The organism is Polynucleobacter sp. IMCC 29146 (genome assembly GCF_021395195.1).
Taxonomy (GTDB): domain Bacteria; phylum Pseudomonadota; class Gammaproteobacteria; order Burkholderiales; family Burkholderiaceae; genus Polynucleobacter.
In genome coordinates, this window is sequence record NZ_JAJVCR010000008.1 from 106,346 (window position 1) to 132,332 (window position 25,987).

Here is a 25,987-nt window from a genome sequence, read left to right on the forward strand (position 1 = left end):
CCCTTTTAGGGGATCAGCAAAAGCACGCAAGGCTGACGGATAATAGGGTACATGTTCAGTAAATTTGTACCCCAAAACGTCAAACTCAAACGCTGGTGGCGGCGTTTATTGATTCTCATGGCAACCCTCTGTGTCCTCCTCATTCTAGGACATTTAACGATTCGCTTTTGGCTCTGGCCACAATTAGAGACATCTAAGCCAACGATTGAACGCCTCATTGGTGCGCGCTTAGGTGTTCAGGTCGAAATCGATCAGCTCGCAGTAGCTTGGACTGGCATAAGACCGTCATTTCAAATTCAGGGCTTGCGTTTTGTGAATGCCCCCAATAAAAAAGCACAGCTAACTTCACCCCTGCTCGAAATTAAACGTATCGACGGCGAGTTAAGTTGGCTCTCTTTATATCATCTAAAACCTTACTTTCATCGTCTTGAATTTGATGATGCGCAGATCCAGATGCGCCGCGAGCTTAATGGCAACTTGACAATAGCTGGGATTGATTTAAAAACCAGTCCTAACGATTATTCAGGTAGCAATTGGTTGCTTGAACAAGATCAATTGATTGTTAATCATGTCCAAATTAACTGGCAAGATCTTGCCCGCAATTCAAGTCCGATTCCCGTTCAACTCGATCACTTAGAACTGACGAATGGGATTCGCAGTCATCAAGGCCAATTAAGCATTCAAAGTCCTTGGCATCAAAAGCCACTTCAGCTTCAAGCTGACTTTTCGCATCGACTTGCGCGCGAAGCGGGTAACTGGCGCAATTGGAATGGTCAATTTTCCTGGGAATTAAGCGGTTTAAATTTAACCCAACTCTCGCAAGACTTTAAATTACCGTTGTATTCGCTTGCTGGTTTACTGAATTCGAGTGGCAAATTGGTGCTCGATAACGGCATGCCAGAACGCAGTACCATCCAGCTGAGCGGCGAACAAATTCAAATACAAAGGTCAAAAGAAAAAGATGGGTTAGGCTTTGGTCGGCTTGAAGTAAATCTAATTCAAAGCAGTCTTGGCCAAATGATTTTGGTCAATACCAAAAATCTAGCTTGGCGAGATTTACATAGCGCTGCCAATGCTACTCTCCAAAAAATTGGGCCCATGACTTTTAAATGGCGTGCACCTGAAAAGGGCTCTGAATTGAAAGAATTTGGTTTCTCCGCCCCCTCTATTCGCTTAGAAGATCTCACCCGGTTTGCCAAAAATTTACCGTTGCCCAAAAAAATAAACCAGTTGATTGCCAATGCGCATGCCAGCGGTGAGTTGCAAAATATTGACCTCAGTTGGGCTGAAAGTAAATCGTCTTTACCCTTACCATCAGCTTGGCTTGGTGAGGCGCAGCTTAACTTAGACCTCAGTGTTAAGTTAGTCGACTGCAGTTTTACTACACCCTTTAAAGCCCTACCATCCATTGCGCATTTAAGTGGTACTTTACTAAGCACAGAAAAAGCCGGCTCCCTCACGCTCGATTCACAACACTTAGCCCTACAAATTAAGGAATTTTTAAGCGACCCCCAACTACAGTTTGATCAAGCAAGTGGCTTAATAGAGTGGAAAAAAACTAAAGATGACTGGGAAATTAGCGGCAAGAAAATGCAGTTAGAAAATAAAGATTTGGCGACTACTTTTGCTGCCAACTATATTTTGAAAGGCTCTCAAGCGAAAGATATCCTGACTTTAGATATGAATTTTGCGCGCGCCGCAATGCCGCAAATTCATCGTTATTTACCGCTGGCAATGAATCTTGAGACTACGGCCTTTCTTGCCAAAGCATTTGGTAGCGGTGAAGTCAAAAATGGGGTGATTCATATTAAAGGTAATCCAACTGAAATCCCGTTTGCCAAACCTCAAGCGGGTGAGTTTTCAGTAAAGCTACCAGTTGTCAACGCCAGCCTTATCCCCGATCCGCTGTTACCGACTAATCAAGGTAGCTGGCCAAGCTTTAGTGCGGTCAATGGTTTAGTTGCAATTCAGCAAACTAAGCTTGATATTGCTATTGATCAAGCAAAATACAAGGAGGTGAATTTGCAACAATTTACCGCCAGCATTGCCAATATGAGTGCAGCGCAACCGATCTTACAAATTAACGGTAAGGCACAAGGCGACCTTGCGCAAATGTTTGAATATCTTCAACCAACCCCCGTTTTAATGCAGCATGAGCAGTTAAGTAAAAATCTTAAAGTATCTGGACCAGCATTACTAAACCTCGATTTACAAATTCCGTTTGCTTCAAGTCAAGAGCCCATCATTAATGGTGAGCTAGTCCTCAGTAAAAATCGCTCTCAATGGGGTGATTTTCCACCGCTTGAAAATATTCGTGGCACCCTACGTTTACGCGATGAAAAGGCGGAGTTTGAAGATGTGTATGCAGAATTACTGGGAGGAACCCTGCAAATCACCAGTACCTTTGATAAAGCCAATAAAAAACTATTTACGCTGAATGGTAATGCTAATAGTGGAGCGATCAAATCGTATTTTGCTTCCCCTAACCGTGCCGCCAATCCCTTTCTCACAGCGTTAAGTGGGAAATTGAATTACAAAGGCACGATTGCCGCCAGCACATTGGCAGCCGACTTTAATCTCATTTTTGATTTACAGAATCTCGGTTTTGATGTGCCAGCACCATTTAAAAAAGCAATTGGCACGGCTATGCAAGCAGAAATTAACGTACACAGTTCGCCCGGCTCGAAAACAAAGCCCCATACCGTTGATTGGTCTGGCCGCATTGGGGATTTGATTTCAGCGCAAGGCAACCTCACCGAGGGTGAAGCATCACGCCAAAGTTTTGGCGTGGGTGTAGTAGCGCCAAAACCCACCAGCGACACAACGCTAAGCTTGCAATTGGCCGAACTCAATGCTGATAGCTGGCAAATATTTTTCAATAGTACCGCCCTTAAAGAAACAAATAATTCAAAGGCAATTGGTCTAGCAGATCTCTCCATTGGTCAAATTAATGCTCAAATTAAGAATTTTATTTTCTTGAATCGCACTTGGCCTGATCTTTACATTAATGCTAGCGGCAAAAATAATAGCTTGATAACCAGAATTAATTCGCCCGCGCTTGCTGGTCAAGTTGATCTACAACTGAATTCGGCAGCAGCAAAACCCAATCGGGTGAGCGGCAAATTAACCTATCTGCATATACCCCCAGCGAATTTGCTTACCCCTCCCTTGAATGCTGAAATGAAGGCTGCCGATACAACGCTAGCAACTGTTTCAAACCAGAAAAAAATCCGTTTAATGCCCGATATTGACCTTACTATTAATGATTTTACTTGGGCAAAAGGTCAGCTTGGTGTCACAACACTAAAAGCCAGCAACCAAGGTGATCGCTTTCAAATCGACTCTTTGAAGGTCAGTAATGCCGATGCTAAAGTCAACATTACTGGCCAGTGGTTTGATGCTCCCCAAGAGGGTAATGAGCACACCTCGCTTGATGTTGAGGCAGACATAAGCAATTTAGGCGTGATTATTTCGCGTTGGGGTAACCCCGATCAAATTGAAGGTGGTATGGGGAAGCTGACAGCTAAACTCGACTGGCAAGGCTCACCCTTCCAACCTGAATGGAGCTCCATTGCTGGCCAACTTGATCTTGATTTGAGCAATGGACGTTTATTGGAAGTAGATACTGGCGCAGTGCAATTACTAAATGTATTGAGTTTACAAAGCTTATTAAAATTTGCCAGCTTTAATGAAGTCAGTATGGCTCGCAACATGACTAGCAAAGGCACTGCCTTTAACCAAATTACGAGTACGTTTAACATTCGTAATGGAGTTGCGCGTACAAATCAATTTAATATGGAATTAAATCAAGCGCGTTTATTGATGTCAGGTTTAATCAGCATCCCCAATCAAACCCAAGATTTACGCGTGACCATTTTCCCCACTCTTGATGCCACGTCTGGCGCTTTAGCACTATTTGCAATTAATCCTATCGCTGGTTTAGGCGCCTTAGTAGGACAATATCTGTTAACCAATCAAATTAACAAAGCCATGCAATCCGACTATTTGATTCAAGGCTCTTGGAAAACTCCAGAGATCATTCCGCTAAATCAACAAGGTCAACCCCTTGACCCAAGCGTAATGGACTCGATTCGAAAACGCAATCTACTGCGCGAACAGCAAGAGCCAGCAGCAGCACCATTACCGCGCGTTAGCACTTCTGCACAATAAAAACCCAGATAGAACTCATCATGAACGCCCCAATCGATCCTCAGCAGTTTCGTCTTGCCGCAGTGCAAATGGTCTCTACTCCCGACGTCAAGGAAAACTTACAAACAGCTAGCCGCCTCATCCAGCAGGCCGCTCAAGCTGGTGCGCAATTAGTTTTATTGCCAGAATATTTTTGCTTGATGGGCTTAAAAGATATAGACAAAATTAGGGTACGTGAAAAACTAGGGGTCGGCTTTATGCAAGATCAACTTGCCCAATTAGCAAAAGAACAGCAGATTTATTTGGTGGCAGGAACGATACCCTTAGAGACCAATCAAGCAGCTAAAGTAAATAATACGACTTTAGTTTTCGACCCAGCAGGAAAAATGATTGCACGTTACGACAAAATCCATTTATTTAGTTTTCAAACTGCTGACGAGCATTATGATGAAGCCAATACCCTTGTTGCGGGTGTTTCACCGGCACTTCTACAAATTAACCTCGATGGTGTGTTATGGAAAATGGGCTTAAGTATTTGTTATGACTTACGCTTTCCAGAGTTGTATCGCGCGCTTGGTGAAGTCGATTGTCATCTCGTGCCCGCCGCCTTCACTTACACCACTGGCAAAGACCATTGGGAAATTTTGTTACGCGCGCGGGCGATTGAAAACCAATGCTATGTGCTGGCCTCTGCCCAAGGTGGCACCCATCTAAATCGCCGCCGCACTTGGGGAAACTCGATGCTGGTTGATCCATGGGGCGAGATTGAACAATGTCTAGTTGCTGGCGAGGGATTTATTTTGGGTACCCTCAGCAAAGATAAATTAAACGCAGTACGCTCTAAGCTTCCCGCCCTTTTACATCGCAAGCTGTAATTTTAGAAAGTTGCCTCTATTTTGAATAAGCCAGTCTCACAACCCGTAGTTGCTACAGAACTACTTCATATTGCTAAATCGATTTTGTTAGAACCTAGTGGGTTAACCGAAGCCGATTTACAACAGACGTTTGGGGTGCTGTTTAGTCATCAATTAGATGACGCTGATTTATATTTTCAACGAACCCATAACGAAAGCTGGAGTCTTGAGGAGGGTATCGTTAAGTCGGGTAGCTTTAGTATTGATCAAGGCGTAGGGGTACGGGCAATTCATGGCGATAAAACCGCCTTTGCCTATTCAGATGAAATTAATTTAGCCGCTTTAACGAAATCAGCTAAAGCGACGCGCGTCATCGGCCCGCAAGGAGGCACCCTTGCGCTAGCGAAAACTTACGGACATGCCGCCTTACCTGCACTGTATGCCAATCTCAACCCCCTAGATTCATTACAGCCCCAAGAAAAAATTGCCTTGCTAGAAAGTATTGAACGCCAAGCTAAAGCCCGAGATCCGCGCATTATTCAAGTCATGGCTAGCTTAGCTGGCGAATTTGATGTGATCTTAGTCGCCCGTGCGAATGGCTTATTAGCGGCCGATGTGCGGCCTTTGGTACGCGTTTCAATTCATGTTATAGCCGAACAAAATGGGCGCCGTGAGTCGGGCTCTGCTGGCGGCGGCGCGCGCCATGGCTATGACTACTTTAATACCACTTTAATTACTCAATGGGTCAATGATGCGGTAGATAGCGCCTTAATTAATTTAGAATCTCGTCCCGTTGCTGCTGGCACTATGACTGTTGTAATGGGGCCTGGTTGGCCTGGCGTGCTCTTGCATGAAGCGGTAGGACATGGTCTTGAGGGTGACTTCAATCGGAAAGGGTCGTCTGCTTTTGCTGGGCGCATCGGCGAACACGTTGCCGCAAAAGGTGTCACAGTGGTTGATGATGGCACGCTTGCTGGCCGCAGAGGTTCACTGACCATGGATGATGAAGGTACGCCGACTCAATGCACTACCTTAATTGAAAACGGTATTTTGCGCGGCTATATTCAAGATAGCTTAAATGCACGCTTAATGAAAATGCCTACTACGGGCAATGGTCGTCGCGAAAGCTTTGCTTCGCTACCGATGCCACGCATGACTAATACCTATATGCTGGCCGGCACTGCAGATCCACAAGAAATTATTGGTAGCATTAAGCGGGGTTTGTACGCTGTCAATTTCGGGGGCGGTCAAGTTGACATCACCAGCGGTAAATTTGTCTTCTCAGCCTCAGAAGCGTATTGGGTTGAAAACGGCAAAATTCAATATCCCGTGAAAGGCGCCACCATTATTGGCAATGGCCCAGAGTCACTGAAACAAGTTAGCATGATCGGCAATGATTTAAAACTCGATAGCGGTGTAGGTGTTTGCGGTAAGGAGGGTCAAAGCGTGCCAGTTGGCGTTGGCCAGCCTACTTTACGGATTGATGGCATGACGGTTGGCGGAACGGCCTGATGAGCTTAAAATAACCCCATGAGCTCAAGAAACTTAACCCCCCAAGAAAATTGGTATACCAGCGTTGATAAAACCTCGGCAACCGATGATCAACGCATTGCCGATATTACTGTTCTGCCCCCTCCAGAACATTTAATTCGTTTTTTTCCCATTGATGGCACACCCATCGAAAAACTCATTAGCGAGACACGCCTCAATATTCGCAATTGCATTCATGGTAAAGATGATCGGCTGCTGGTCGTTATTGGCCCCTGCTCAATTCATGATCCAAGGGCTGCGCTTGAATACTGCCATCGCTTACTTAAAGAGCGGGCGCGTTTTGCTGGCGAACTAGAAATTGTGATGCGGGTCTATTTTGAAAAACCTCGCACGACCGTTGGTTGGAAGGGCTTAATTAACGACCCTTATCTGGATGAAAGCTTTCGCATTGAAGAGGGCCTGCGCATTGCGCGCCAAGTATTGATGGAAATAAACCGCTTGGGTATGCCTGCTGGGAGTGAGTTTTTAGATGTGATTTCACCCCAGTACATTGCTGATTTGATTTCTTGGGGTGCAATTGGCGCGCGCACTACCGAAAGCCAAGTGCACCGCGAATTGGCTTCAGGCTTATCTGCTCCTATTGGCTTTAAAAATGGTACAGATGGCAATATCAAAATTGCGACTGATGCCATTCAAGCAGCTCGACGTCCGCACCACTTTCTCTCAGTGCATAAAAATGGTCAAGTCGCGGTTGTGCAAACCAACGGCAACAAAGACTGTCATGTGATTTTACGCGGAGGTAAAGAGCCTAACTATGAAGCTCAATATGTTGCTGCGGCTTGTGCTGAACTTGCTGATGCAAAGTTACCGACGAGCCTAATGATTGACTTATCGCATGCTAATTCAAGTAAGCAACACGAGCGGCAAGTTGTGGTGGCAGAAAATATTGCCCAGCAAATTGAAGCCGGTTCGCGCAAAATTTTTGGGGTAATGATTGAAAGCCATTTATTGGGTGGCGCACAGAAATTTACTCCTGGCAAAGATGATCCGAGCCAACTCGAATACGGTAAAAGCATTACTGATGCCTGTATTGATTGGGATAGCTCGGTGCAAGTACTTGAACGTTTAGCCCAAGCAGTTAAAAAACGGCGGCGCTAAAAACGGGTAGTGCGTAAATTAGTGCTGGTCGCAATTGCGGCCAAGATTAGCTTGGCGTGTTTTGATTTTTCCACAAAATATCTGTGCCGCCAGCAGCGCGATTTAGTACGCGTGCCAAGACAAATAATAAATCGGAGAGTCGATTAACATATTGACGTGGTGCATCGTGAATCGGCTCATCCCATCCTAGCTTCACAATTGAACGCTCTGCTCGCCGACAAACTGTTCGACAAACGTGGGCTTGTGCAGCTGCGCGCGTTCCTCCAGGCAAAATAAATTCGGTTAGTGGCGGTAAGCTAGCGTTGTACTGTTTTAACCAAATGTCGAGTTGCTCAACCTGCTCAGCCTTTAATAAGGTGTAATTGGGTATACATAATTCACCTCCCAAATCGAATAAATCATGCTGGATCCGTAAAAATAAAGCGAGCATTTCAGTGGCAATCGCGGGGGGCAATGTCTCAGTCATCAGGACCCCAATTTCTGAGTTCAACTCATCGACATCACCCATTGCACAAATTCGATTGTGGTCTTTATCGACCCTACTACCATCGCCTAATCCGGTGGTCCCTGCGTCGCCTGTGCGAGTAGCTATTTTTGAAAGTCGATTACCCATACCTGATTATAAGTAAATGGCTAAAATAGTCCGATGAACGCAATTAATCCACTTGCTGAAGAACTTGCCATTACCGTGCGCCAAGCAGAGCTAGTGGCCGCGCTCAAGCCAATCCTCGCTGAAGATCAACTCCTGTGGCTCCCCGAAGATACTATTCCCTATGAGTGTGATGGCTTGGCAGCCTATCGCCGAATGCCTTTAGCGGTGGCTTTACCTCAAACTGAAGCTCAAGTCATTGCCATTCTCAAGGTCTGTCATCAATTGCAGGTGCCAATTGTGCCGCGGGGTTCTGGTACCGGACTCTCTGGTGGGGCCATGCCAATTGCCCAAGGTTTAGTACTTTCTCTGAGTAAGTTAAAAAAAATATTGGCAATTGACCCTTTCTCTCGAACTGCTACTGTTCAACCTGGCGTGCGTAATTTAGCAATTTCCGAGGCCGTGGCTCATCTCAACTTATATTACGCTCCCGATCCGTCTTCGCAAATTGCTTGCTCAATTGGCGGTAATGTTAGTGAAAATTCGGGTGGTGTCCATTGCCTAAAATATGGTCTGACACTACAAAACGTTTTACGCATACGAGTGGTTTTAATGAATGGCGAGGTGGTTGAATTTGGTGGCTTAGCACCGGACGTACCTGGTCTTGATTTATTAGCGATCTTGATTGGTAGCGAAGGGATGCTGGGAATCGTGACTGAGGTCACTGTAAAACTCGTACCCAAACCGCAGCTTGCCAGAGTCATTATGGCTAGCTTTGCCGATATTGAAAAAGGTGGTAATGCCGTAGCCGCTATTATCGCCGCAGGCATTATTCCTGCTGGTTTAGAGATGATGGACAAAGCCACTACGCGTGCGGTTGAAGAATTTGTTCATGCCGGATACGACCTTAATGCTGAAGCTATTTTGCTGTGCGAATCTGACGGTACGCCTGAAGAAGTCGGCGAAGAAATTGCCCGCATGGTTGCAGTCTTAGAAAGTGCTGGAGCAAGCCGCATTCAGGTTTCAGAAAATGAAACTGAACGGCTGCGCTTTTGGAGTGGCAGAAAAAATGCCTTCCCAGCTGCTGGCCGAATCGCTGCCGACTATTACTGCATGGATGGCACTATTCCCCGTCGCCATATTGCTACCCTATTACGCCGCATCAAAGCAATGGAAGTGAAATATCGCTTAGGTTGCTTAAATGTTTTTCATGCAGGCGATGGCAATATGCACCCGCTGATTTTGTTTAATGGCGCTGATATTGAGGAATGGCATCGCGCTGAAGAATTTGGTACTGATATCCTAGAAGCTTGCGTTGAACTAGGTGGAACCATCACTGGCGAACATGGTGTTGGCATCGAAAAAATTAATTCAATGTGCGTGCAATTTGGCGAAGCTGAGCGCGAGATGTTTTGGGGGGTTAAAGCCGCCTTTGATCCCGACCTATTATTAAACCCCGATAAAGGCATCCCGACACTAAATCGTTGTGCTGAATATGGACGCATGCGTATTAGCGGCGGAATTCTACCCCACCCAGAGTTGGAGCGCTTTTAATGTCAGCTGCAGTTGCAGATAGCAGCCTTATGCAAAATAGTGTCAACGCATTTCGCGAGCAAATTCTTGCTGCCAAAAAAAATCAAACGCCTCTTTCTATTGAGGGAGGCGCGACCAAAAATTGGTACGGTAATCCGAATAACTACCCCAAGTTGAGTACCACCACTTATCAGGGAATTCTGGATTATCAGCCTGAAGAATTAGTGATTACTGCTTGCGCTGGTACTCCTTTGCAAGAAATTGAACTGGCTTTAGCAGAGCGTAATCAGGTCTTGGCTTTTGAACCACCGCACTTTGGTGACAAGGCCACCTTTGGCGGTGCAATTGCCGCTGGTTTGGCAGGGCCCGCTCGAATTAGCGCTGGAAATTTAAGAGATTATGTACTTGGCGTACGCTTAATGGATGGGCGCGGTGAAGACCTTAGCTTTGGCGGTAAAGTGATGAAGAATGTTGCCGGCTATGACATTTCCCGTTTACTGCCTGGCTCTCTTGGTACCTTGGCTTTATTACTCGAAGCCTCGGTAAAGGTATTGCCCAAGCCGGCTGCAAGCCTTACATTGCGCGCTATGATTTCGCAAGCACAAGCACTTAAGCGACTGAATGAGTGGGCTGGACAGCCTCTACCGCTTTCAGCGAGCGCCTGGATTGGTGCGAGTAATGTGCAACATGAGGGTGAGTTAAGCATTCGTTTAGCGGGAGCCCATGCCGCAGTAAGTTCTGCCAGCGCAATGATCACCTCTGCCATTGGTGCCAGCGAAGTTCCCCCAGCTGTTGCGACGCAATTTTGGCAAGACTTGCGTGAACAAGATTTACCGTGTTTCAACATAGCAGATCCAGAGCAAGTACTCTATCGCTTAGCCTTACCTGCTGCTTGTCCTCCTTTACAGTTTCCAGAAAGTAAATTGAATTCGTTAGTCCTCGAATGGCATGGTCAAGAACGTTGGTGGCAAGGCCCGAGTGATCCAGCTTGTTTCGCAGTACTTAAAAAATTAGCTTTGACACAGGGTGGACATGCAAGCCAATTTAAGGTCAGTAACGCCTCTACCGTAAATTCGCAACGCTTTACACTATTAAGCGAAAACCCACTAACTGTTGGGCTAGCAACAGTTCAACAGCACTTACGCCAAGCCTTCGATCCAGCGGGCATTTTTGCCACTGGTCGCATGGCTTAAGGCCAGCCAAATGCATACCGAACTAGCTCCTCATTTAGCAAGTACAACTGCAGGTATTGAAGCCGCCAAACTTTTGGCCCAATGCGTTCATTGTGGATTTTGTGGTGCCACTTGTCCAACCTATCAACTACTTGGTGATGAATTAGATAGTCCTCGTGGGCGAATTTATCTCATTAAACAGATGGCTGAGGGTAGTGCACCAACCGAAAAAACCCGTTTGCATTTAGATCGATGTCTTACTTGTCTGAGTTGCGAAACGACCTGCCCAAGTGGAGTTCAATACGGTAATTTATTGGATATCGGTCGCCAATGGGCAGAAACTGAAACCCCGCCGCGGCCTTTCAAAGAGCGAGTGACGCGCTGGTTATTACGCGAGGTATTGACGCGTCCCTGGCTCTTTAATTCAGCAATCAATTTAGGGCGAATCTTTCGTCCACTGATGCCCTTAGAGCTTAAAAGAAAAATTCCTGCCCTCAAAAGTCCACTTGATCAGTTTGGTATATCTCAACAAATTGATCCTCATGCTCGTCCCATCACTCAGCCACTTCGTCATGCGCGCACTATGCTCGTCTTAGAGGGCTGTGTGCAACCAGCCATGTTGCCTAATATTAATTCCGCAACTGCCCGCGTACTCGATGCCGTTGGTATTAACTTAGTTAGCGCTACCAAAGCTGGATGTTGCGGAGCGTTGCGCCATCACCTGAATCATCAAGAAGGTGGCTTAGCAGATGCGCGTCGCAATATTGATGCTTGGTGGCCCTATGTAATGGGCCTGGAACCCAGCCTCAATGGCAAACCTATCGAAGCCATTGTGATGACCGCATCTGGGTGTGGCGCCATGGTTAGCGACTATGGTCACTTGTTACGCGGCGATCCGCAGTATGCCGACAAAGCCAAAACTATTTCTAAATTATGCAAAGATCTCTCTGAAGTTTTGCCGGCTTTTGCTCCGCAATTAGAAGGCTTAATAGGTAGCGATAAAAAGCCTGGGGTTGTGTACCACCCGCCTTGCACGCTTCAGCATGGTCAGCAAATTCGCCTCAATATCGAACGCTTATTATCTAGTCTGGGTGTGCAAGTTGCTTTATGCGCAGATAGCCATCTGTGTTGCGGTTCGGCAGGCACCTATTCAATTTTGCAGCCCGAGTTATCAGCACAATTACGTCAGCAAAAATTAGTCAATCTCAATACGGCTTGCGCAGAAAGCGGGGCAAAAGTCATTGTTTCCGCCAACGTCGGTTGCATTACGCATTTACAACAAGAATCAAATCCTGTGGTGCATTGGGTTGAAATTGTAGACCAACTGATTCAGGCAAAAAATTCTTCCCGTCAATGAGCTCGATTGCGCAGCGGCTTGAAATTATCCATCAGCGCATCAGCGAAGCTGCTGCAGCAGCAGGTCGCTTACCAAGCAATATCAACTTACTAGCTGTCAGTAAAACTGTACCTGTGGCCCTTATCCGTGAGGCTTTTGCTGCTGGGCAACACGCTTTTGGCGAAAATTATGCGCAAGAAGCGAGCGAAAAAATTATTGCACTTGCCGACCTGAGACAAAATTTAGAATGGCATTTTATTGGCCCTCTACAGAGTAATAAAACCAAAGAAGTAGCAAACTTGTTTGACTGGGTACATAGTATTGATCGTCCCAAGATAGCGCAGCGACTTTCAGCGCAAAGACTGAATGAGCCCCAATTGCAACCTCTACAGGTCTGTGTACAAGTTAATCTTAGCGGCGAAACTACTAAAGGCGGTGTAGCGCCCCAGGAAGTTGCTGAACTCTGTGACTTAGTAGCTCAACTGCCAGCCATTTGCCTTCGGGGCCTCATGACAATTCCTGCTCCTAGCGCAAATCCAGTGATACAGGCGAGAGCTTGCGCCCAATTACGGCAATGTTTTACCGAGTTAGCGACCGCGCGCCTTGGTAATCTTGCTTATGCCCATTTCGATACTCTCTCCATGGGCATGTCAGATGATTTAGAGGCCGCCATCACTGAGGGCAGCACCCTAGTGCGCATTGGCACTGCCATTTTTGGCCAGCGCAATTAGCGCTAGAATTAAAGCTTAATGACAAATTCTGCTAAACCATTGCACCCTAATATGCGTATCACTTTTATTGGTGGCGGTAATATGGGACGCGCACTTATTAGTGGCCTACTCCAACATGGTTTTCTAGCCCAGCAAATTCAAGTGGTTGATGCGTATGCACCAACGCGTGAAAAACTCCACGCAGATTTTCAGCTGACCACACTCGAGAGCGCCGCAGATGTTTTACTCGAAACTAATGCAGATCATATTCTGGTATTAGCAGTTAAACCTCAGGATTTCAAAACGGCCGCCTTTAGCTTACAGCCTATCTTAAAAAAGCACAGTGCTGCTTTGGTCCTTAGTATTGCTGCGGGTATTCGTTTAGCTGATATGTCAAAATGGTTAGTGCATCCCTTATGTATTCGGGCGATGCCTAATACACCGGCCTTAATTGGCCAAGGTATCACTGCGCTATTTGCTACGAGTGCAGTCAATACGAAGGGGCGGGAAAGGGTTGAACTCATTTGTAATGCGGTTGGTCAAAGCCTTTGGCTGAGCGACGAAGGCCTAATGGATGCGGTAACAGCTCTATCCGGCAGTGGTCCGGCCTATGTCTTCGCTTTTCTCGAAGCCCTGCAGGCTGGCGGAGAAAAGCTCGGTTTAAGCAGTGCAATTGCCCGTCAATTGGCTTATGCCACTTTATCTGGCGCAACTGCATTAGCACAACAGTCGAGCGATTCAGCTGCCACTCTGCGCAATAAGGTGACATCTAAAGGCGGCACTACGGCAGCAGCACTTGCAGTGTTAGAAAATCAACAATGGCAAACTATTTTAGAAAAGGCGCTAGAGGCGGCCGCTAAAAGAGGCAAAGAATTGGGTGATGAATTAAGCCAATAAACCAGCAACAATGCCTAAAAATAAACAAGCACCAAGCCAATTATTGTGCCGAAAGGCTGCAAAACAATGCTGTCTTTCGCGGCTGGAAACTAAACGCAACTCATAAATCGCGCAAGCTAAAGCAGCTAGCCAGCCAAGATAAAAATAGGCACTTAACTGCGCTAAGTGCGCAACCCAAAGCTGGGCTATTAGCAAGACTGCATAACTAAAGCCGATGGCCTTTACTTCAAACCGGCCAAAGGTAATGGCCGAAGTGCGTAAGCCTAAACGAAGATCATCCTCACGATCTACCATTGCATAAGCAGTGTCATAGGCAATAGCCCAAAAAACATTTCCCACTAATAAAATCCAGGCCTCAATGGGCACTTGGTTTTGTACAGCCGCATAGGCCATCGGAATCCCAAAACCAAAAGCAATTCCCAGTACAGCCTGTGGAATCGCAAAAAAACGTTTAGTAAAGGGATAGATAATTGCCACTAATAAAGCCAACACCGAGAGTAATTTAGTTAGCGTATTGAGGGGTTGAATTAATATAAACGCTGCGACGGCTAATCCAGCCGCCAGAAATAGGGTTTCGGCCGCGCCAATTTTTCCACTAGTTAAAGGGCGCTCACGGGTGCGCTCGACATGCCGATCAAAATCACGATCAGCAAAATCATTCATGGCGCAACCTGCGCTGCGCATTAGTCCGGTACCGAGAACAAAAATCAATAATAAATCCCACTTTGGCCAACCGCCGCTAGCCAAAAAGAGTGCCCACAAAGTGGGCCATAAAAGCAACAAAATACCAACTGGCTTATCTAAGCGTATCAGTTGTATATAGGCTTTTAAGCGGGACAAAATTAGATTGCCCTCACTCCAGGTAACTCACAAGCTTGAATAGTCTGCGCCAAAATTTTCATGAGCGCGACGCGCGGATAGCTTTTGCGCCACACCAAGCTTACTCGCCTAGTGGGAATAGGTGCGGCAAAAGGTAAATAACGAATGAGGCCTTCTTGGGTTTTAGGATCAGTTACGGAAGTGCGTGGTAAGACGGTTATACCAATACCCCCCGCAACCATTTGCCGAATTGTCTCGAGCGACGAGCCTTCAAAATTGCGCTGCTCGCCATCCATTGAATTTCCGCCAAAGCGATTCAACTCGGGACAAACGCCGAGCACATGATCGCGAAAACAATGCCCCGCCCCCAAGAGTAAGGTATTTTGTTCTTTCAATTCTTCATGACCGATCTCTGCTAACTGCTCCCAAGAATGGCCTTTGGGAATCGCCACTAAAAAAGGTTCGTCGTACAAATCAATACTATCTAACCCTACACTGGGAAAAGGGTCAGCTAAGACTGCACAATCTAAATTACCTTGACGCAGCATTTCCAACAATCGCACCGTAAAGTTTTCTTCTAAGAATAAAGGTGCGTGGGGCAAAGTTTCCCGCGCTACGCGCACTAAACTCGGCAACAAATAAGGTCCAATGGTATAAATCGCGCCCAAGCGAACTGGGCCCGCTAAAGGATCTTGGCCATGCTTCGCAAGATGCTTCAAGGCCTTCGCCTCCTCCAAGACCCGTTGTGCTTGTTGCACAATGAGCGCCCCATTTGCAGTTAAAGCAACTTCCGCGCTAGTGCGTTCAAAAATTTGTGAACTTAATTCTTCTTCTAATTTTTTAATTGCCACCGAAAGAGTAGGTTGAGAAACATGGCATGCTTCGGCAGCACGTCCAAAGTGCCGTTCGCGGGCTACGGCAACGATATAGCGGAGTTCAGTAAGGGTCATAGAGCAATTATCAAGCTTTTAAAAATTCCGCGCGGGCCCCAAGCCAGCGCTGTAATTGTTGGTCAACTAGCTCGGGATGTTCCTGCAAAATACGCATTGCCGCAAGTTGAGCTAACTCTACCAGCCAAGCATCACGCTGCAAATCAACAAAGCGTAACATGCCATCACCCGATTGCTTGGCGCCCAACAGTTCTCCAGGTCCACGAAGCGACAAGTCACGTTCCGCAATCACAAAGCCATCAGCCACTTCGCGCAGTGTTTGTAAGCGCTCCTTAGCTGCCAGCGAAAGCGGCTCAGCGTACATTAATAAACACACTGAATCTGCCGAGCCTCGCCCGACTCGCCCCCGTAATTGATGAATTTGGGCATAGCCGAACCGCTCTGCATGTTCAATCACCATCAGCGCGGCATTAGGTACATCTACACCGACTTCAATCACCGTCGTGGCAACTAATAACTGAATTTGATTATCCTTAAAAGCGGCCATCACCGCCGCCTTCTCCGCGCTCTTGAGGCGACCATGTACCAGGCCAATTTTAAATTGCGGTAAAGCATGGGTTAATTGGGTATAACTTTCTTCCGCAGTTTGCAGTTGCAGCACCTCTGACTCTTCGATTAAAGGGCACACCCAATACGCCTGCTGCCCTTTTTGTAACCAGTCCTGTAAGCCAGTGATGACCTCGGAGCGACGACTCGATTTAATCAACTTAGTAGTAATAGGCTTTCTTCCAGGGGGTAATTCATCGATGACCGAAACATCTAAATCGGCATAGTAGGTCATCGCTAAGGTGCGGGGAATCGGTGTCGCAGACATCATCAATTGATGACAATAAACAGTCTCGGCACCTACTCGCTGTTGAATTTCAAGCCGCTGACGCACACCAAAACGGTGTTGTTCATCAATCACTGCTAACCCCAAGTTGGCAAAATGCACCGCATCTTGAATTAAGGCGTGGGTCCCAACAATTAATTGGGCTGCCCCACTGTCAATTTTAGCTTGAGCTATTTTTTTTTCTTTAGCTTTTAAGCTACCCGCTAACCAAGTAATTTCAATCCCTAATGGTTCAAACCATTCGCGCATTTTTAAATAATGTTGCTCTGCCAAAATTTCTGTCGGTGCCATGACCGTGGCCTGAAAACCCTGATCGATGGCGCGCGCTGCAGCTAAGGCAGCAACAATAGTTTTGCCACTACCCACATCACCTTGCAATAAGCGATTCATTGGAAAGGGTTGCGCTAAATCGGTTTGAATTTCAGCCCAAACGCGCTGCTGGGCTTGGGTGAGCTTGAACGGTAAAACTGCGAGCAACTGTTGCTCAAGTGATTGATCTTTTGTTTTCTTCCCTGACGGCTTAGGCTCTGCTAGCAATTGTGGGGCACGGCGCTGCCGACGTAAGGCATGCGCACGTTTTAAAGAAATTTGTTGCGCCAGTAATTCTTCAAACTGAACTCGTCGCCAAGCGGGATGAGTGCGCTCTAATAAGGCTTGTGTATCAGCATCGGCAGGCGGTTGATGCAAATAATGAATGGCCTGCATCAATGCGTACCAATCGTTACCTGGTAATAACTCTGCCATGAATTTAGCTGGTAATAAATCAGCCAAGAAGGTGTGCATGGTGGGATGAGTTAAGGCTTGCGCTACCGCTTTGCGAATGACCGTTTGACTTACACCTGCGGCCGCCGGATAGACGGGGGTTAAGCTTTTAGGCAAAGGTGCATCCGCTGCGACTACTTTTACAGTGGGATGAACCATTTCAGACCCTAAATGCCCATCGCGAATTTCACCCCGGACGCGCACATGAGCGCCGACTGCCATTTGCTTTTGTTGGCTAGGATAAAAATTAAGCCAGCGTAGATGCAATCGACCAGTCTCGTCCTCAATGGTTACGAGCAGCTGCCGCCGAGGACGATAAACGACTTGGCATGCAACCACCGTTCCCTGAGTCTGTACCGAGCTAAAACGGCCCTGCTCTAGCGCCTCGGCAATAGACCACAGCTCTGTCTCGTCTTCATACCGCGCTGGCAGGTGCAATACCAGTGCAATTGGGCTATCAAGGCCCATTTTTATCAGATTAGGTGGCAGGGTAAGCTTAGTCATGGTTAGAATCCAATCTCCGATGGTAACGCTATGCACCTTGCTGATTTCAATTACGACCTACCACCCGAACTAATTGCCCAATTTCCGCTTGCGGAACGGTCAGATAGCCGGTTGCTTGAGGTAATTACTGCGCCTGATGGGCAAACTCGCCTCCTGGATCGCCAATTCCGCGATTTAATTGCGCTGATCGAACCAGGAGACCTCCTCATCCTGAATGACACCCGCGTGATTCCAGCACGTATTTATGGCCACAAGTCTAGTGGGGGCAAAATTGAACTTCTAATCGAGCGCATCACCGGTGAAAATACCGCATTAGTTCAAATTCGGGCTTCAAAAAATCCCCCCGTTAACTCACGCTTAATTTTGCACCCACTACTAGATGGGCCAGCATCTCAAACCATTGAGGTAGTCGTGAGCGCGCACGCTGCACCCTTTTATGAAATTCAATTTCCCGCAAATGTTTTTCATTTATTACCGCAATTTGGCGAGCCACCTTTACCTCCTTACATCACGCATCGCCCTGATAAAATCGATGTTGAGCGTTATCAAACTGTGGTGGCAAAAAATCCAGGCGCCGTCGCGGCCCCTACGGCGGGTTTGCATTTTGATGAAACTCTACTCAAACGATGCCGAGAAAAAGGAGTGCAAATTAATACGCTCACGCTCCATGTGGGTGCGGGCACATTTTCACCAGTAAGGCAGGAAAATTTAGCGCAACATGTGATGCATGCAGAATATTATTCCATTTCACCTGAAATCATTACCCAAATCAAGCATACCCATGCGCAGGGAAAACGAGTTATCGCAGTAGGTACAACAACTTTGCGTGCCTTAGAAACGTATGCCTTAAATGGGGCCATTAGTGGAGAAACTAAACTCTTCATTACGCCCGGATTTAACTTTGCACTAGTTGATACTCTGATCACGAATTTTCATTTACCCAAATCCACCCTGCTCATGTTAGTAAGTGCATTTGCAGGTCTGAACCCGATTCAAGCAGCGTACCAACACGCCATTGCCCAGCGCTACCGTTTTTTCAGTTATGGTGATGCTATGCTGCTGCACCGTCAAGCCCACCCACCGCTGTAGAACTGGCCTCTCATAACACTCATGCCGCCCATGCAATTTTCTGTCTTAGCCCAAGATTCACAAAGCCACGCGCGCTTAGGCCGCCTTGATCTGCCGCATGGCATTGTGGAAACGCCAATTTTTATGCCAGTAGGTACCTATGGCACGGTCAAGGCCATGACCCCACGAGACTTAACCGAGGTTAAGGCCCAAATTGTGCTCGGTAATACTTTTCATCTGTGGCTACGTCCTGGGCTTGAGGTCATTGCACGCCATGGCGGCCTGCACCGCTTCATGGGTTGGAATAAACCTATTTTGACTGATTCGGGTGGCTTTCAAGTATTTAGCCTCGGAGCACTAAGAAAAATATCGGAAGCGGGCGTGACTTTTTCTTCACCCATTAACGGTGACAAATTATTTATGTCGCCCGAAGTATCAATGGAGATTCAAGCCGTGCTCAATAGTGATATTGCCATGCAGTTTGATGAATGCACTCCTTATGAATGTCAAGGCAAAGCCACTCCCGAGAAAACGGTACGTGACTCACTAGAACTTTCCTTGCGCTGGGGCGAGCGTTCGCTCACGCGATTTCGTGCTTTGAATACTGGCAATGGTCTTTTTGGTATTGTGCAAGGCGGTATGTTTGAAGCCTTACGTGATCTCTCGCTCGCCAGCGTCAGCGAGCAGGGTTTTGACGGTATTGCCATTGGCGGTCTTTCAGTTGGCGAACCAAAGCCGGAGTTTGAACGTATTCTGGCCCATACCGCACCCCAATTACCAAAAAAACTACCGCACTACCTCATGGGTGTAGGCACTCCTGAAGACTTAATGCTTGGCGTAACTCTGGGGATTGACATGTTTGATTGTGTAATGCCAACACGTAATGCGCGCAATGGTTGGCTGTTTACCCGCTTTGGTGATCTCAAATTGCGTAACTCGGGATATAAAGATGATGAACGTCCCGTCGACCCTAGCTGCGGGTGCTATACCTGCCAAAACTTTAGCCGTTCATACTTAAATCACCTCCAAAAAGCGAATGAAATTCTCGGTGCCCAGCTCAACACCATCCATAACCTGGCTTATTACCTACAATTGATGGGGGAAATTCGCTCCGCCCTAGCGCAAGATCGCTTTAGCGCTTATCGTGACGATTTCCGCAGTCAACGCCAGCGAGGGGTTGAGCCTGGCCAAGATTAATGGGCTAGAACCCCGCACAGTTTAGAATTGCGGCTATTCAATCCAAATGGAGGTTTTATTATGTTTATCAGCAACGCGTATGCGCAAATACCGGGTTTTGGCACTGAAGGCGGCGGCTTAATGAGCTTTTTGCCCCTGATCCTGATGTTTGCGGTGCTTTATTTTGTGATGATTCGTCCCCAAATGAAGCGCCAGAAAGAAACTCGGGCCATGTTAGAAGCACTAGCGGTTGGCGATGAAGTTGTCACGGCGGGCGGCCTCTTAGGCAAAGTTACTGCTGTAAAAGATCAATACATCACCGTAGAATTGAACGCTGGCAATGAAGTCCAAATGCAAAAAGGTGCTGTGACTACCGTTTTGCCTAAAGGCACTTTGAAATCCGTTTGATTTACCAAGCCTGATGAATCGTTACCCACTCTGGAAATACCTCGTCATTGTTGTAGTGCTATGTATTGGCGCGCTCTACTCATTACCCAATTTTTTTGGCGAGGCTCCAGCAGTACAAATCTCAGCAGCTAAGCCAACGCTGAAGGTTGATCTCGAAACCCAAGCGCGGGTTGAGAAAATTTTAGCCAGCGGTAATTTAGCTAGTACGGGCTTATTTTTTGAGCGCACTGGTAATGTTGGCTCGGTGAAAGTGCGTTTTGCCAATACCGATATTCAATTACAAGCGCGTGATTTAATCCAGCAGAAACTGAATCCCGATGCGAATGACCCCAGCTTTACAGTGGCGCTCAATTTACTTTCAAATACGCCCCATTGGCTAAATGCGCTGAATGCTTTACCGATGCCACTAGGGCTTGATTTAAGGGGTGGCGTTTATTTTTTACTGCAAGTCGATATGCAAGGTGCTGTGCAGAAAAAAATAGTCGCCTTAGCCAATGATATTCGTAGCCAATTGCGGGACAAAAATATTCGTCAGCAAGGCCTCGATCGTAACGCTGATAGCATTGCCATTCATTTTGCCAGCGAGGCTGAAGCGGAGTCGGCCCGAACCGCTTTAAATGCAAGCCAAAGCGAGCTTGATTGGCAACTAGAGAAAACCTCTAGCGATTTCAAGTTAACGGGTCGCTTTAAACCCGCCGCGCTGAATGCGGTACAAGACAACGCGGTTAAACAAAATATTGTTACCCTCAATAAACGGGTTAATGAATTAGCTGTAAAAGAGCCCGTCATTCAACAACAGGGTGCTGATCGAATTGTGGTGCAACTACCGGGCGTGCAAGATACCGCGCGCGCGAAAGATATTATTGGCCGCACTGCAACCCTTGAATCACGTCTCGCCGACCCCAGTGTTTCGATTATTTCAGTTGGCCAAACCGCGCCAGCAGGTATGGATGTGTTTCGTTTTGGCGAAAATCGTTTAGGGGTATTTAAAAAATCCGTTATTTTTAGCGGTGAGAGTATTACGGATGCCAGCGCAGGATTTGATCAGAATCAGCGCCCAGCGGTGAATATCTCGCTAGATGCCGCTGGTGGGCGAGTGATGCAAGAAGTTACGCGCGACAATATTGGCAAACCAATGGGGATGATTTTATTTGAAAAGGGCAAAGGTGAGGTACTCACGATTGCCACCATTCAAAGCGAATTTGGTTCAAAATTTCAAATTACCGGTCAATCAACTACCGAGAGCGCGAATGATTTGGCCCTGCTATTACGGGCAGGTTCACTGGCTGCACCAATGGAAATTATCGAAGAACGCACTATTGGTCCAAGCCTAGGCGCAGAAAATATTGAAAAGGGTTTTCAATCACTCCTAGTTGGGTTTGCGGCGATTGCCATTTTCATGATGGCTTACTACCTCCTTTTTGGCCTCTTCTCAGTTATCGCTCTTGGGGTCAATTTATTTTTACTCATAGCTGTGCTCTCCATGCTACAAGCCACATTAACCTTGCCAGGCATTGCTGCCATGGCCTTAGCGCTTGGTATGGCAATTGACTCGAACGTCCTAATTAACGAACGGATTCGCGAAGAATTGCGCCAGGGTACCCCCCCTAGCACTGCCATTGCAACCGGCTTTAATAAAGCCTGGGGGACCATTCTTGATTCGAACGTGACTACTTTAATTGCTGGTCTAGCACTGTTGGCGTTTGGCTCTGGGCCTATCAAAGGTTTTGCAATTGTGCATTGCTTAGGCATTCTGACTTCGATGTTTTCTGCCGTTTTCTTCTCGCGGGGTTTAGTCAATCTCTGGTACGGCCGAGAAAAGAAATTGCAAAAATTGGCGATTGGCCAAGTTTGGCGTCCCCAGGAGAAATAGGTCATGGAATTTTTTCGCATCCGTAAAGATATTCCATTTATGCGCCACGCTTTGGCGCTCAATATTGTTTCCTTGTTGATGTTTTTGGCTGCGGTTTTTTTCCTCTGGCAAAGAGGCTTGCATCTCTCTGTGGAATTTACAGGTGGCACCGTAATGGAAATTAGCTACCCCCAAACTGCGCCTATCGATACCATCCGTAATGATATTTTTAAATTAGGTTACACCGATACCCAAATTCAAAATTTTGGAAGTTCACGTGATGTCTTAATTCGCCTCCCCTTACAGAAAGATGCTACTGGTAAGGTCGTCTCCTCTGCCATTCAAAGTAATGCCGTCATGGAAGCATTGCAAAGCAATACCACTGGCGCTAAATTACAACGGGTTGAATACGTCGGACCACAAGTGGGTCGTGAGCTTGCGCTCGATGGCTTGAAAGCATTAATTTTTGTGGTGATTGGCATTATGATTTATTTATCCTTTCGCTTTGAATGGAAATTTGCAGTTGCTGGCATCATTGCCAACTTGCATGACATCATCATCATTTTGGGCTTCTTTGCTTTTTTCCAATGGGAATTTTCGCTTTCAGTATTAGCTGCAGTTTTGGCTGTATTGGGTTATTCAGTCAATGAATCGGTGGTGATCTTTGACCGTATCCGTGAAAACTTTCGCAAATATCGCAAAATGAATACCCGTGAAATTATTGATAACGCCATTACCAGCACCATTAGCCGTACCATCATTACCCACGGCAGCACGCAGATGATGGTTTTAGCAATGTTGCTATTGGGTGGTCCTAGCCTATTCTATTTTGCCCTCGCACTCACCATTGGCATTTTGTTCGGTATCTATTCTTCCGTGTTTGTCGCGGCGGCACTGGCCATGTGGCTGGGCGTTAAGCGCGAGGATTTAGTGAAGGGTGAGCGCAAGCCTGAAGAGATGAGTAAAGATGATCCAAACTATGGCGCTAAGGTTTAAGTTGCTGCAGAATTTATCGGCTTTCGCCTTAATTGCTCATCAATAGCATGTAATATTTTCTTGGTCGCTCCCTGATGTAAATTAGCATAATTTTTAGCAGCAAACGCCATTGCCAGACGTTGCTCTGTACTCAACAGTAGCTCAACAAGAGTGCTACTTAGCTGCGCCGGAGTAATGCGTACCGCAGCTCCAATGTTAATCGCATCCAGCGTCGCCTGTTGAAAGTTAAAAGTATGCTCACCCACAATCACGGGGCAATCAACTGCGCAAGCTTCGATCAGGTTTTGGCCTCCAAAGGAGAGGAGGCTACCCCCCATTACGACCAAATCTGCTGCGCGGTAATAGGCTGCCATCTCGCCCATAGAATCCCCTAAAAAAACATCCGTCTGGTCAAATAATATTGAGCGCTCAGTCGCCTCACTACGCCGACGCAAGCGAAAGCCACTTGCTAAAATTGTCTTTGCTACTTCATCAAAACGCTCGGGGTGGCGGGGCACAATAAACAGCAATGGTTGGGGTTGAATGCGGGCAGTTTTTAATACCTGCTGCCAAGCCGTAAGAATGAGTTGTTCCTCGCCTATGCGGGTGCTTGCTGCACAGACGACCAGGCGCCCTGATGTGCGTAAATTGGCCTGCCAGCCTGCGCCCAACTCGAGTAACTCGGGTTTCATGAGAACATCAAATTTGAGATTGCCAAAAACTGCGCAATTTTTTACACCTAGTGCACGGTAGCGCTCTGCATCTAATTCAGTTTGTGCCAAAATTCCCGTAAATGCTTGAAAGAGCTCCTCGCCAGCGCGACCAAAATATTTTATGCGTCGGGCGCTCCGATCTGATAGTCGCGCATTAATTAAAAATAAGGGTAGACCCATTTCAGCGCAGCGAAAAACATAAGTAGGCCAAGCCTCGGTTTCGATAAATAAGCCAAACTTGGGTTGTACTTGCTTTATAAAATGCTCAACTGCCCAGCAAATGTCATAGGGCAGATAGCACTGTCTTAGTTGGCCAGTTGCAATTGCTGAAGCATATAGCGCTTGACCTGTGCGGCGACCATTGGGGGTCATGCAGGTAAGTAAGATTTTTTCACCACGGGCTAAATAAGCCAAAATTAAAGGTTCAGCAGCGCGCGTCTCGCCAACGGATACCGCATGAATCCAAATAGCGTGATGAAACCGAGACGACAAACCTGTAAAACCAAGTCGCTCAGGTAGATGCTGCCAATAGCCATGATCTTTTCTACCACGCCACCAAAGTCGCAAACCGACTAAGGGCAAGAGTAAATGCCAGCCCAACTGATACAGTAAAAATAAAAAAAATGGGCGCTGGACTAGAGCTGAGGTTTTTTCGCCCGTAGGCTGCTGACTAGCGATCACTTGCCCAAATGTTCAGTTAAGGCAACTGCAAGACCCAAATAAGATGCGGGTGTCATCGCTAGCAAGCGGGCCTTGGCCTCAGCAGGAATTGCTAGGCCTTGAATAAAGGTTTGTAAATCGGCTTGCGTAATACCCTTACCTCGGGTGAGCTCTTTGAGTTGTTCATACGGATTTTCAATACCGTAACGCCGCATCACCGTTTGCACGGGTTCAGCTAAGACCTCCCAACAAGAATTTAAGTCAGCAGCGATCGCCGCTAAATTCACTTCCAATTTAGCGAGTCCGCGTAAGGCGCTATCGTAAGCCAACACACTATGCCCAAACGCGGGGCCTAAATTCCGTAATACGGTGGAATCAGTTAAGTCTCGCTGCCAACGAGAGATCGGTAACTTTTCTGCTAAATGTCGCAATAAAGCATTCGCAATTCCTAAGTTACCTTCGGAATTTTCAAAATCGATGGGGTTCACTTTATGGGGCATCGTCGAAGAACCAATTTCACCCGCTTTGGTACGCTGCTTAAAATATCCCAGAGAAATATAGGCCCAAAAATCCCGATCCATATCTAGCAATATCGTATTCGCGCGCGCTATCGCATCGAATAATTCTGCCATGCCATCGTGTGGTTCTATTTGCGTGGTGTATGCGTTAAAAACTAATCCCAAACGCTTTTCAACCACCTGCCGACTTAATTGCTGCCAATCAAATTCGGGGTAAGCAGCTAGGTGTGCGTTGTAATTTCCAACTGCGCCATTCATTTTGCCAAATAAAGGCACTGCCATAATGACAGTAATTGCCCGCCCTAAACGCTGGGCAATGTTAGCCAATTCTTTCCCCAAGGTAGTAGGCGATGCAGGCTGCCCATGGGTACGCGATAACATTGCAACCTTAGTATGTGCAAGAGCGAGAGCAGCTAGATTTTGCTGAATTAAACGCAACTGCGGTAAGAGTACTTCATCACGAGCGCCGCGCAACATGAGGCCATGAGCGGTATTGTTAATATCCTCTGAAGTACAAGCAAAGTGAATAAATTCACTGGTTTTTAACAATTCAGCGCGCCCAGCAACTTTTTCTTTAAGCCAGTATTCAACTGCTTTTACGTCATGGTTGGTTACCGCCTCAATTTCTTTAATTCGCGCTGCATCTTCGGTAGTAAAGTCTTCGGCTAGTGCCAATAAAAAATCACTGTCGGCTTTACTAATACTGGGTACATCGGGTAAGCCTGCGGTAGTTAGCGCTAAGAGCCATTGAATCTCAACAAAAACCCGTTGGCGCATAAAGGCAGATTCAGATAACCAAGGTCGCAGGGCGTCTACCTTGCCAGCATAACGACCATCAAGCGGTGAGAGTGCGGTTAGCAT

General features: G+C 46.8%; 20 protein-coding genes. 14 read left to right on the top strand and 6 right to left on the bottom strand.

Features of this window, described 5'->3' with window-relative positions; genetic code table 11:
- Positions 1-51: 51 nt before the first annotated feature.
- Genes LZT22_RS10290 through LZT22_RS10305 form a run of 4 tightly spaced genes read left to right on the top strand, consistent with a single transcriptional unit; the run spans position 52 to position 7,652 of the window.
- Positions 52-4,170 (top strand): YhdP family protein, encoded by a 4,119-nt coding sequence (locus LZT22_RS10290; RefSeq protein WP_233925122.1) that lies wholly within the window; start codon positions 52-54, stop codon positions 4,168-4,170.
- A gap of 20 nt (positions 4,171-4,190) precedes the next feature.
- On the top strand, positions 4,191-5,024 hold the full coding sequence (locus LZT22_RS10295; protein WP_233925123.1) for a carbon-nitrogen hydrolase family protein: 834 nt from the start codon (positions 4,191-4,193) through the stop codon (positions 5,022-5,024).
- A 21-nt stretch (positions 5,025-5,045) separates the two neighbouring features.
- Positions 5,046-6,515, top strand: a complete 1,470-nt coding sequence (tldD, locus tag LZT22_RS10300) for a metalloprotease TldD (RefSeq protein WP_233925124.1) — start codon at positions 5,046-5,048, stop codon at positions 6,513-6,515.
- A gap of 18 nt (positions 6,516-6,533) precedes the next feature.
- Positions 6,534-7,652, top strand: a complete 1,119-nt coding sequence (locus LZT22_RS10305) for a 3-deoxy-7-phosphoheptulonate synthase (RefSeq protein ID WP_233925125.1) — start codon at positions 6,534-6,536, stop codon at positions 7,650-7,652.
- Positions 7,653-7,698: 46 nt separating this feature from the next.
- Here LZT22_RS10305 and LZT22_RS10310 read toward each other — a convergent pair whose 3' ends face one another.
- A complete protein-coding gene (locus LZT22_RS10310; RefSeq protein WP_233925126.1) occupies positions 7,699-8,265 on the bottom strand; it encodes a cob(I)yrinic acid a,c-diamide adenosyltransferase in 567 nt (188 codons plus the stop codon).
- Between the two features lie 33 nt (positions 8,266-8,298).
- Here LZT22_RS10310 and LZT22_RS10315 point away from each other — a divergent pair, with 33 nt between their 5' ends.
- Genes LZT22_RS10315 through proC form a run of 5 tightly spaced genes read left to right on the top strand, consistent with a single transcriptional unit; the run spans position 8,299 to position 13,889 of the window.
- On the top strand, positions 8,299-9,795 hold the full coding sequence (locus tag LZT22_RS10315) for an FAD-linked oxidase C-terminal domain-containing protein (protein ID WP_233925127.1): 1,497 nt from the start codon (positions 8,299-8,301) through the stop codon (positions 9,793-9,795).
- Entirely contained in the window at positions 9,795-10,967 is a 1,173-nt protein-coding gene (gene glcE / locus LZT22_RS10320) for a glycolate oxidase subunit GlcE (protein WP_370634760.1), read from the top strand. The genes LZT22_RS10315 and glcE overlap by 1 nt, the downstream gene beginning before the upstream one ends.
- A gap of 10 nt (positions 10,968-10,977) precedes the next feature.
- The gene (glcF, locus tag LZT22_RS10325; protein ID WP_233925128.1) at positions 10,978-12,303 is read left to right on the top strand and encodes a glycolate oxidase subunit GlcF; all 1,326 of its coding nucleotides are present in this window, start codon (positions 10,978-10,980) and stop codon (positions 12,301-12,303) included.
- Positions 12,300-13,013 (top strand): YggS family pyridoxal phosphate-dependent enzyme, encoded by a 714-nt coding sequence (locus LZT22_RS10330; protein WP_233925129.1) that lies wholly within the window; start codon positions 12,300-12,302, stop codon positions 13,011-13,013. The genes glcF and LZT22_RS10330 overlap by 4 nt, the downstream gene beginning before the upstream one ends.
- An 18-nt stretch (positions 13,014-13,031) precedes the next feature.
- Entirely contained in the window at positions 13,032-13,889 is an 858-nt protein-coding gene (proC, locus tag LZT22_RS10335; protein WP_233925130.1) for a pyrroline-5-carboxylate reductase, read from the top strand.
- Here the strand turns inward: proC and ubiA are convergent.
- The 3 genes from ubiA to recG are packed head-to-tail and all read right to left on the bottom strand — an operon-like array spanning position 13,878 to position 17,756.
- Positions 13,878-14,732, bottom strand: a complete 855-nt coding sequence (gene ubiA / locus LZT22_RS10340) for a 4-hydroxybenzoate octaprenyltransferase (protein ID WP_233925153.1) — start codon at positions 14,730-14,732, stop codon at positions 13,878-13,880. The two genes, proC and ubiA, sit on opposite strands and share 12 nt — an antisense overlap.
- Positions 14,732-15,658 (bottom strand): LysR substrate-binding domain-containing protein, encoded by a 927-nt coding sequence (locus tag LZT22_RS10345; RefSeq protein WP_233925131.1) that lies wholly within the window; start codon positions 15,656-15,658, stop codon positions 14,732-14,734. The genes ubiA and LZT22_RS10345 overlap by 1 nt, the downstream gene beginning before the upstream one ends.
- A 10-nt stretch (positions 15,659-15,668) precedes the next feature.
- Complete coding sequence (gene recG, locus LZT22_RS10350; RefSeq protein ID WP_233925132.1) at positions 15,669-17,756, bottom strand: ATP-dependent DNA helicase RecG; 2,088 nt, start codon at positions 17,754-17,756, stop codon at positions 15,669-15,671.
- 30 nt (positions 17,757-17,786) lie between these two features.
- Between recG and queA the strand changes: the two genes are divergently transcribed.
- From queA to secF, 5 genes are read left to right on the top strand one after another with little or no spacing between them, the layout of a single operon-like run.
- The gene (gene queA / locus LZT22_RS10355; RefSeq protein ID WP_233925133.1) at positions 17,787-18,845 is read left to right on the top strand and encodes a tRNA preQ1(34) S-adenosylmethionine ribosyltransferase-isomerase QueA; all 1,059 of its coding nucleotides are present in this window, start codon (positions 17,787-17,789) and stop codon (positions 18,843-18,845) included.
- 21 nt (positions 18,846-18,866) lie between these two features.
- A complete protein-coding gene (gene tgt / locus LZT22_RS10360) occupies positions 18,867-20,021 on the top strand; it encodes a tRNA guanosine(34) transglycosylase Tgt (RefSeq protein ID WP_233925134.1) in 1,155 nt (384 codons plus the stop codon).
- Positions 20,022-20,081: 60 nt separating this feature from the next.
- Entirely contained in the window at positions 20,082-20,408 is a 327-nt protein-coding gene (gene yajC, locus LZT22_RS10365) for a preprotein translocase subunit YajC (protein WP_233925135.1), read from the top strand.
- Positions 20,409-20,421: 13 nt separating this feature from the next.
- Positions 20,422-22,281 (top strand): protein translocase subunit SecD, encoded by a 1,860-nt coding sequence (secD, locus tag LZT22_RS10370; RefSeq protein WP_233925136.1) that lies wholly within the window; start codon positions 20,422-20,424, stop codon positions 22,279-22,281.
- Between the two features lie 3 nt (positions 22,282-22,284).
- Positions 22,285-23,256 carry a protein translocase subunit SecF gene (gene secF, locus LZT22_RS10375; RefSeq protein ID WP_233925137.1) on the top strand — a complete coding sequence of 324 codons (972 nt, stop codon included), beginning with the start codon at positions 22,285-22,287 and terminating at the stop codon, positions 23,254-23,256.
- Here secF and LZT22_RS10380 read toward each other — a convergent pair.
- Complete coding sequence (locus LZT22_RS10380; protein ID WP_370635221.1) at positions 23,253-24,629, bottom strand: 3-deoxy-D-manno-octulosonic acid transferase; 1,377 nt, start codon at positions 24,627-24,629, stop codon at positions 23,253-23,255. The two genes, secF and LZT22_RS10380, sit on opposite strands and share 4 nt — an antisense overlap.
- Positions 24,626-25,987 carry an adenylosuccinate lyase gene (purB, locus tag LZT22_RS10385; protein WP_233925155.1) on the bottom strand — a complete coding sequence of 454 codons (1,362 nt, stop codon included), beginning with the start codon at positions 25,985-25,987 and terminating at the stop codon, positions 24,626-24,628. Before purB ends, LZT22_RS10380 begins: the two co-directional genes overlap by 4 nt.

What these genes read in the sequence shown, in the direction of transcription:
- secF (WP_233925137.1), top strand. Translation starts at nt 22,285, where the DNA reads ATGGAATTTTTTCGCATCCGTAAAGATATTCCATTTATGCGCCACGCT.
- LZT22_RS10345 (WP_233925131.1), bottom strand. Translation starts at nt 15,658, where the DNA reads ATGACCCTTACTGAACTCCGCTATATCGTTGCCGTAGCCCGCGAACGG.
- purB (WP_233925155.1), bottom strand. Translation starts at nt 25,987, where the DNA reads ATGCTAACCGCACTCTCACCGCTTGATGGTCGTTATGCTGGCAAGGTA.
- LZT22_RS10290 (WP_233925122.1), top strand. Translation starts at nt 52, where the DNA reads ATGTTCAGTAAATTTGTACCCCAAAACGTCAAACTCAAACGCTGGTGG.
- LZT22_RS10295 (WP_233925123.1), top strand. Translation starts at nt 4,191, where the DNA reads ATGAACGCCCCAATCGATCCTCAGCAGTTTCGTCTTGCCGCAGTGCAA.
- proC (WP_233925130.1), top strand. Translation starts at nt 13,032, where the DNA reads ATGACAAATTCTGCTAAACCATTGCACCCTAATATGCGTATCACTTTT.
- LZT22_RS10330 (WP_233925129.1), top strand. Translation starts at nt 12,300, where the DNA reads ATGAGCTCGATTGCGCAGCGGCTTGAAATTATCCATCAGCGCATCAGC.
- recG (WP_233925132.1), bottom strand. Translation starts at nt 17,756, where the DNA reads ATGACTAAGCTTACCCTGCCACCTAATCTGATAAAAATGGGCCTTGAT.
- queA (WP_233925133.1), top strand. Translation starts at nt 17,787, where the DNA reads ATGCACCTTGCTGATTTCAATTACGACCTACCACCCGAACTAATTGCC.
- tgt (WP_233925134.1), top strand. Translation starts at nt 18,867, where the DNA reads ATGCCGCCCATGCAATTTTCTGTCTTAGCCCAAGATTCACAAAGCCAC.
- LZT22_RS10315 (WP_233925127.1), top strand. Translation starts at nt 8,299, where the DNA reads ATGAACGCAATTAATCCACTTGCTGAAGAACTTGCCATTACCGTGCGC.
- yajC (WP_233925135.1), top strand. Translation starts at nt 20,082, where the DNA reads ATGTTTATCAGCAACGCGTATGCGCAAATACCGGGTTTTGGCACTGAA.
- LZT22_RS10310 (WP_233925126.1), bottom strand. Translation starts at nt 8,265, where the DNA reads ATGGGTAATCGACTTTCAAAAATAGCTACTCGCACAGGCGACGCAGGG.
- glcE (WP_370634760.1), top strand. Translation starts at nt 9,795, where the DNA reads ATGTCAGCTGCAGTTGCAGATAGCAGCCTTATGCAAAATAGTGTCAAC.
- LZT22_RS10305 (WP_233925125.1), top strand. Translation starts at nt 6,534, where the DNA reads ATGAGCTCAAGAAACTTAACCCCCCAAGAAAATTGGTATACCAGCGTT.
- glcF (WP_233925128.1), top strand. Translation starts at nt 10,978, where the DNA reads ATGCATACCGAACTAGCTCCTCATTTAGCAAGTACAACTGCAGGTATT.
- secD (WP_233925136.1), top strand. Translation starts at nt 20,422, where the DNA reads ATGAATCGTTACCCACTCTGGAAATACCTCGTCATTGTTGTAGTGCTA.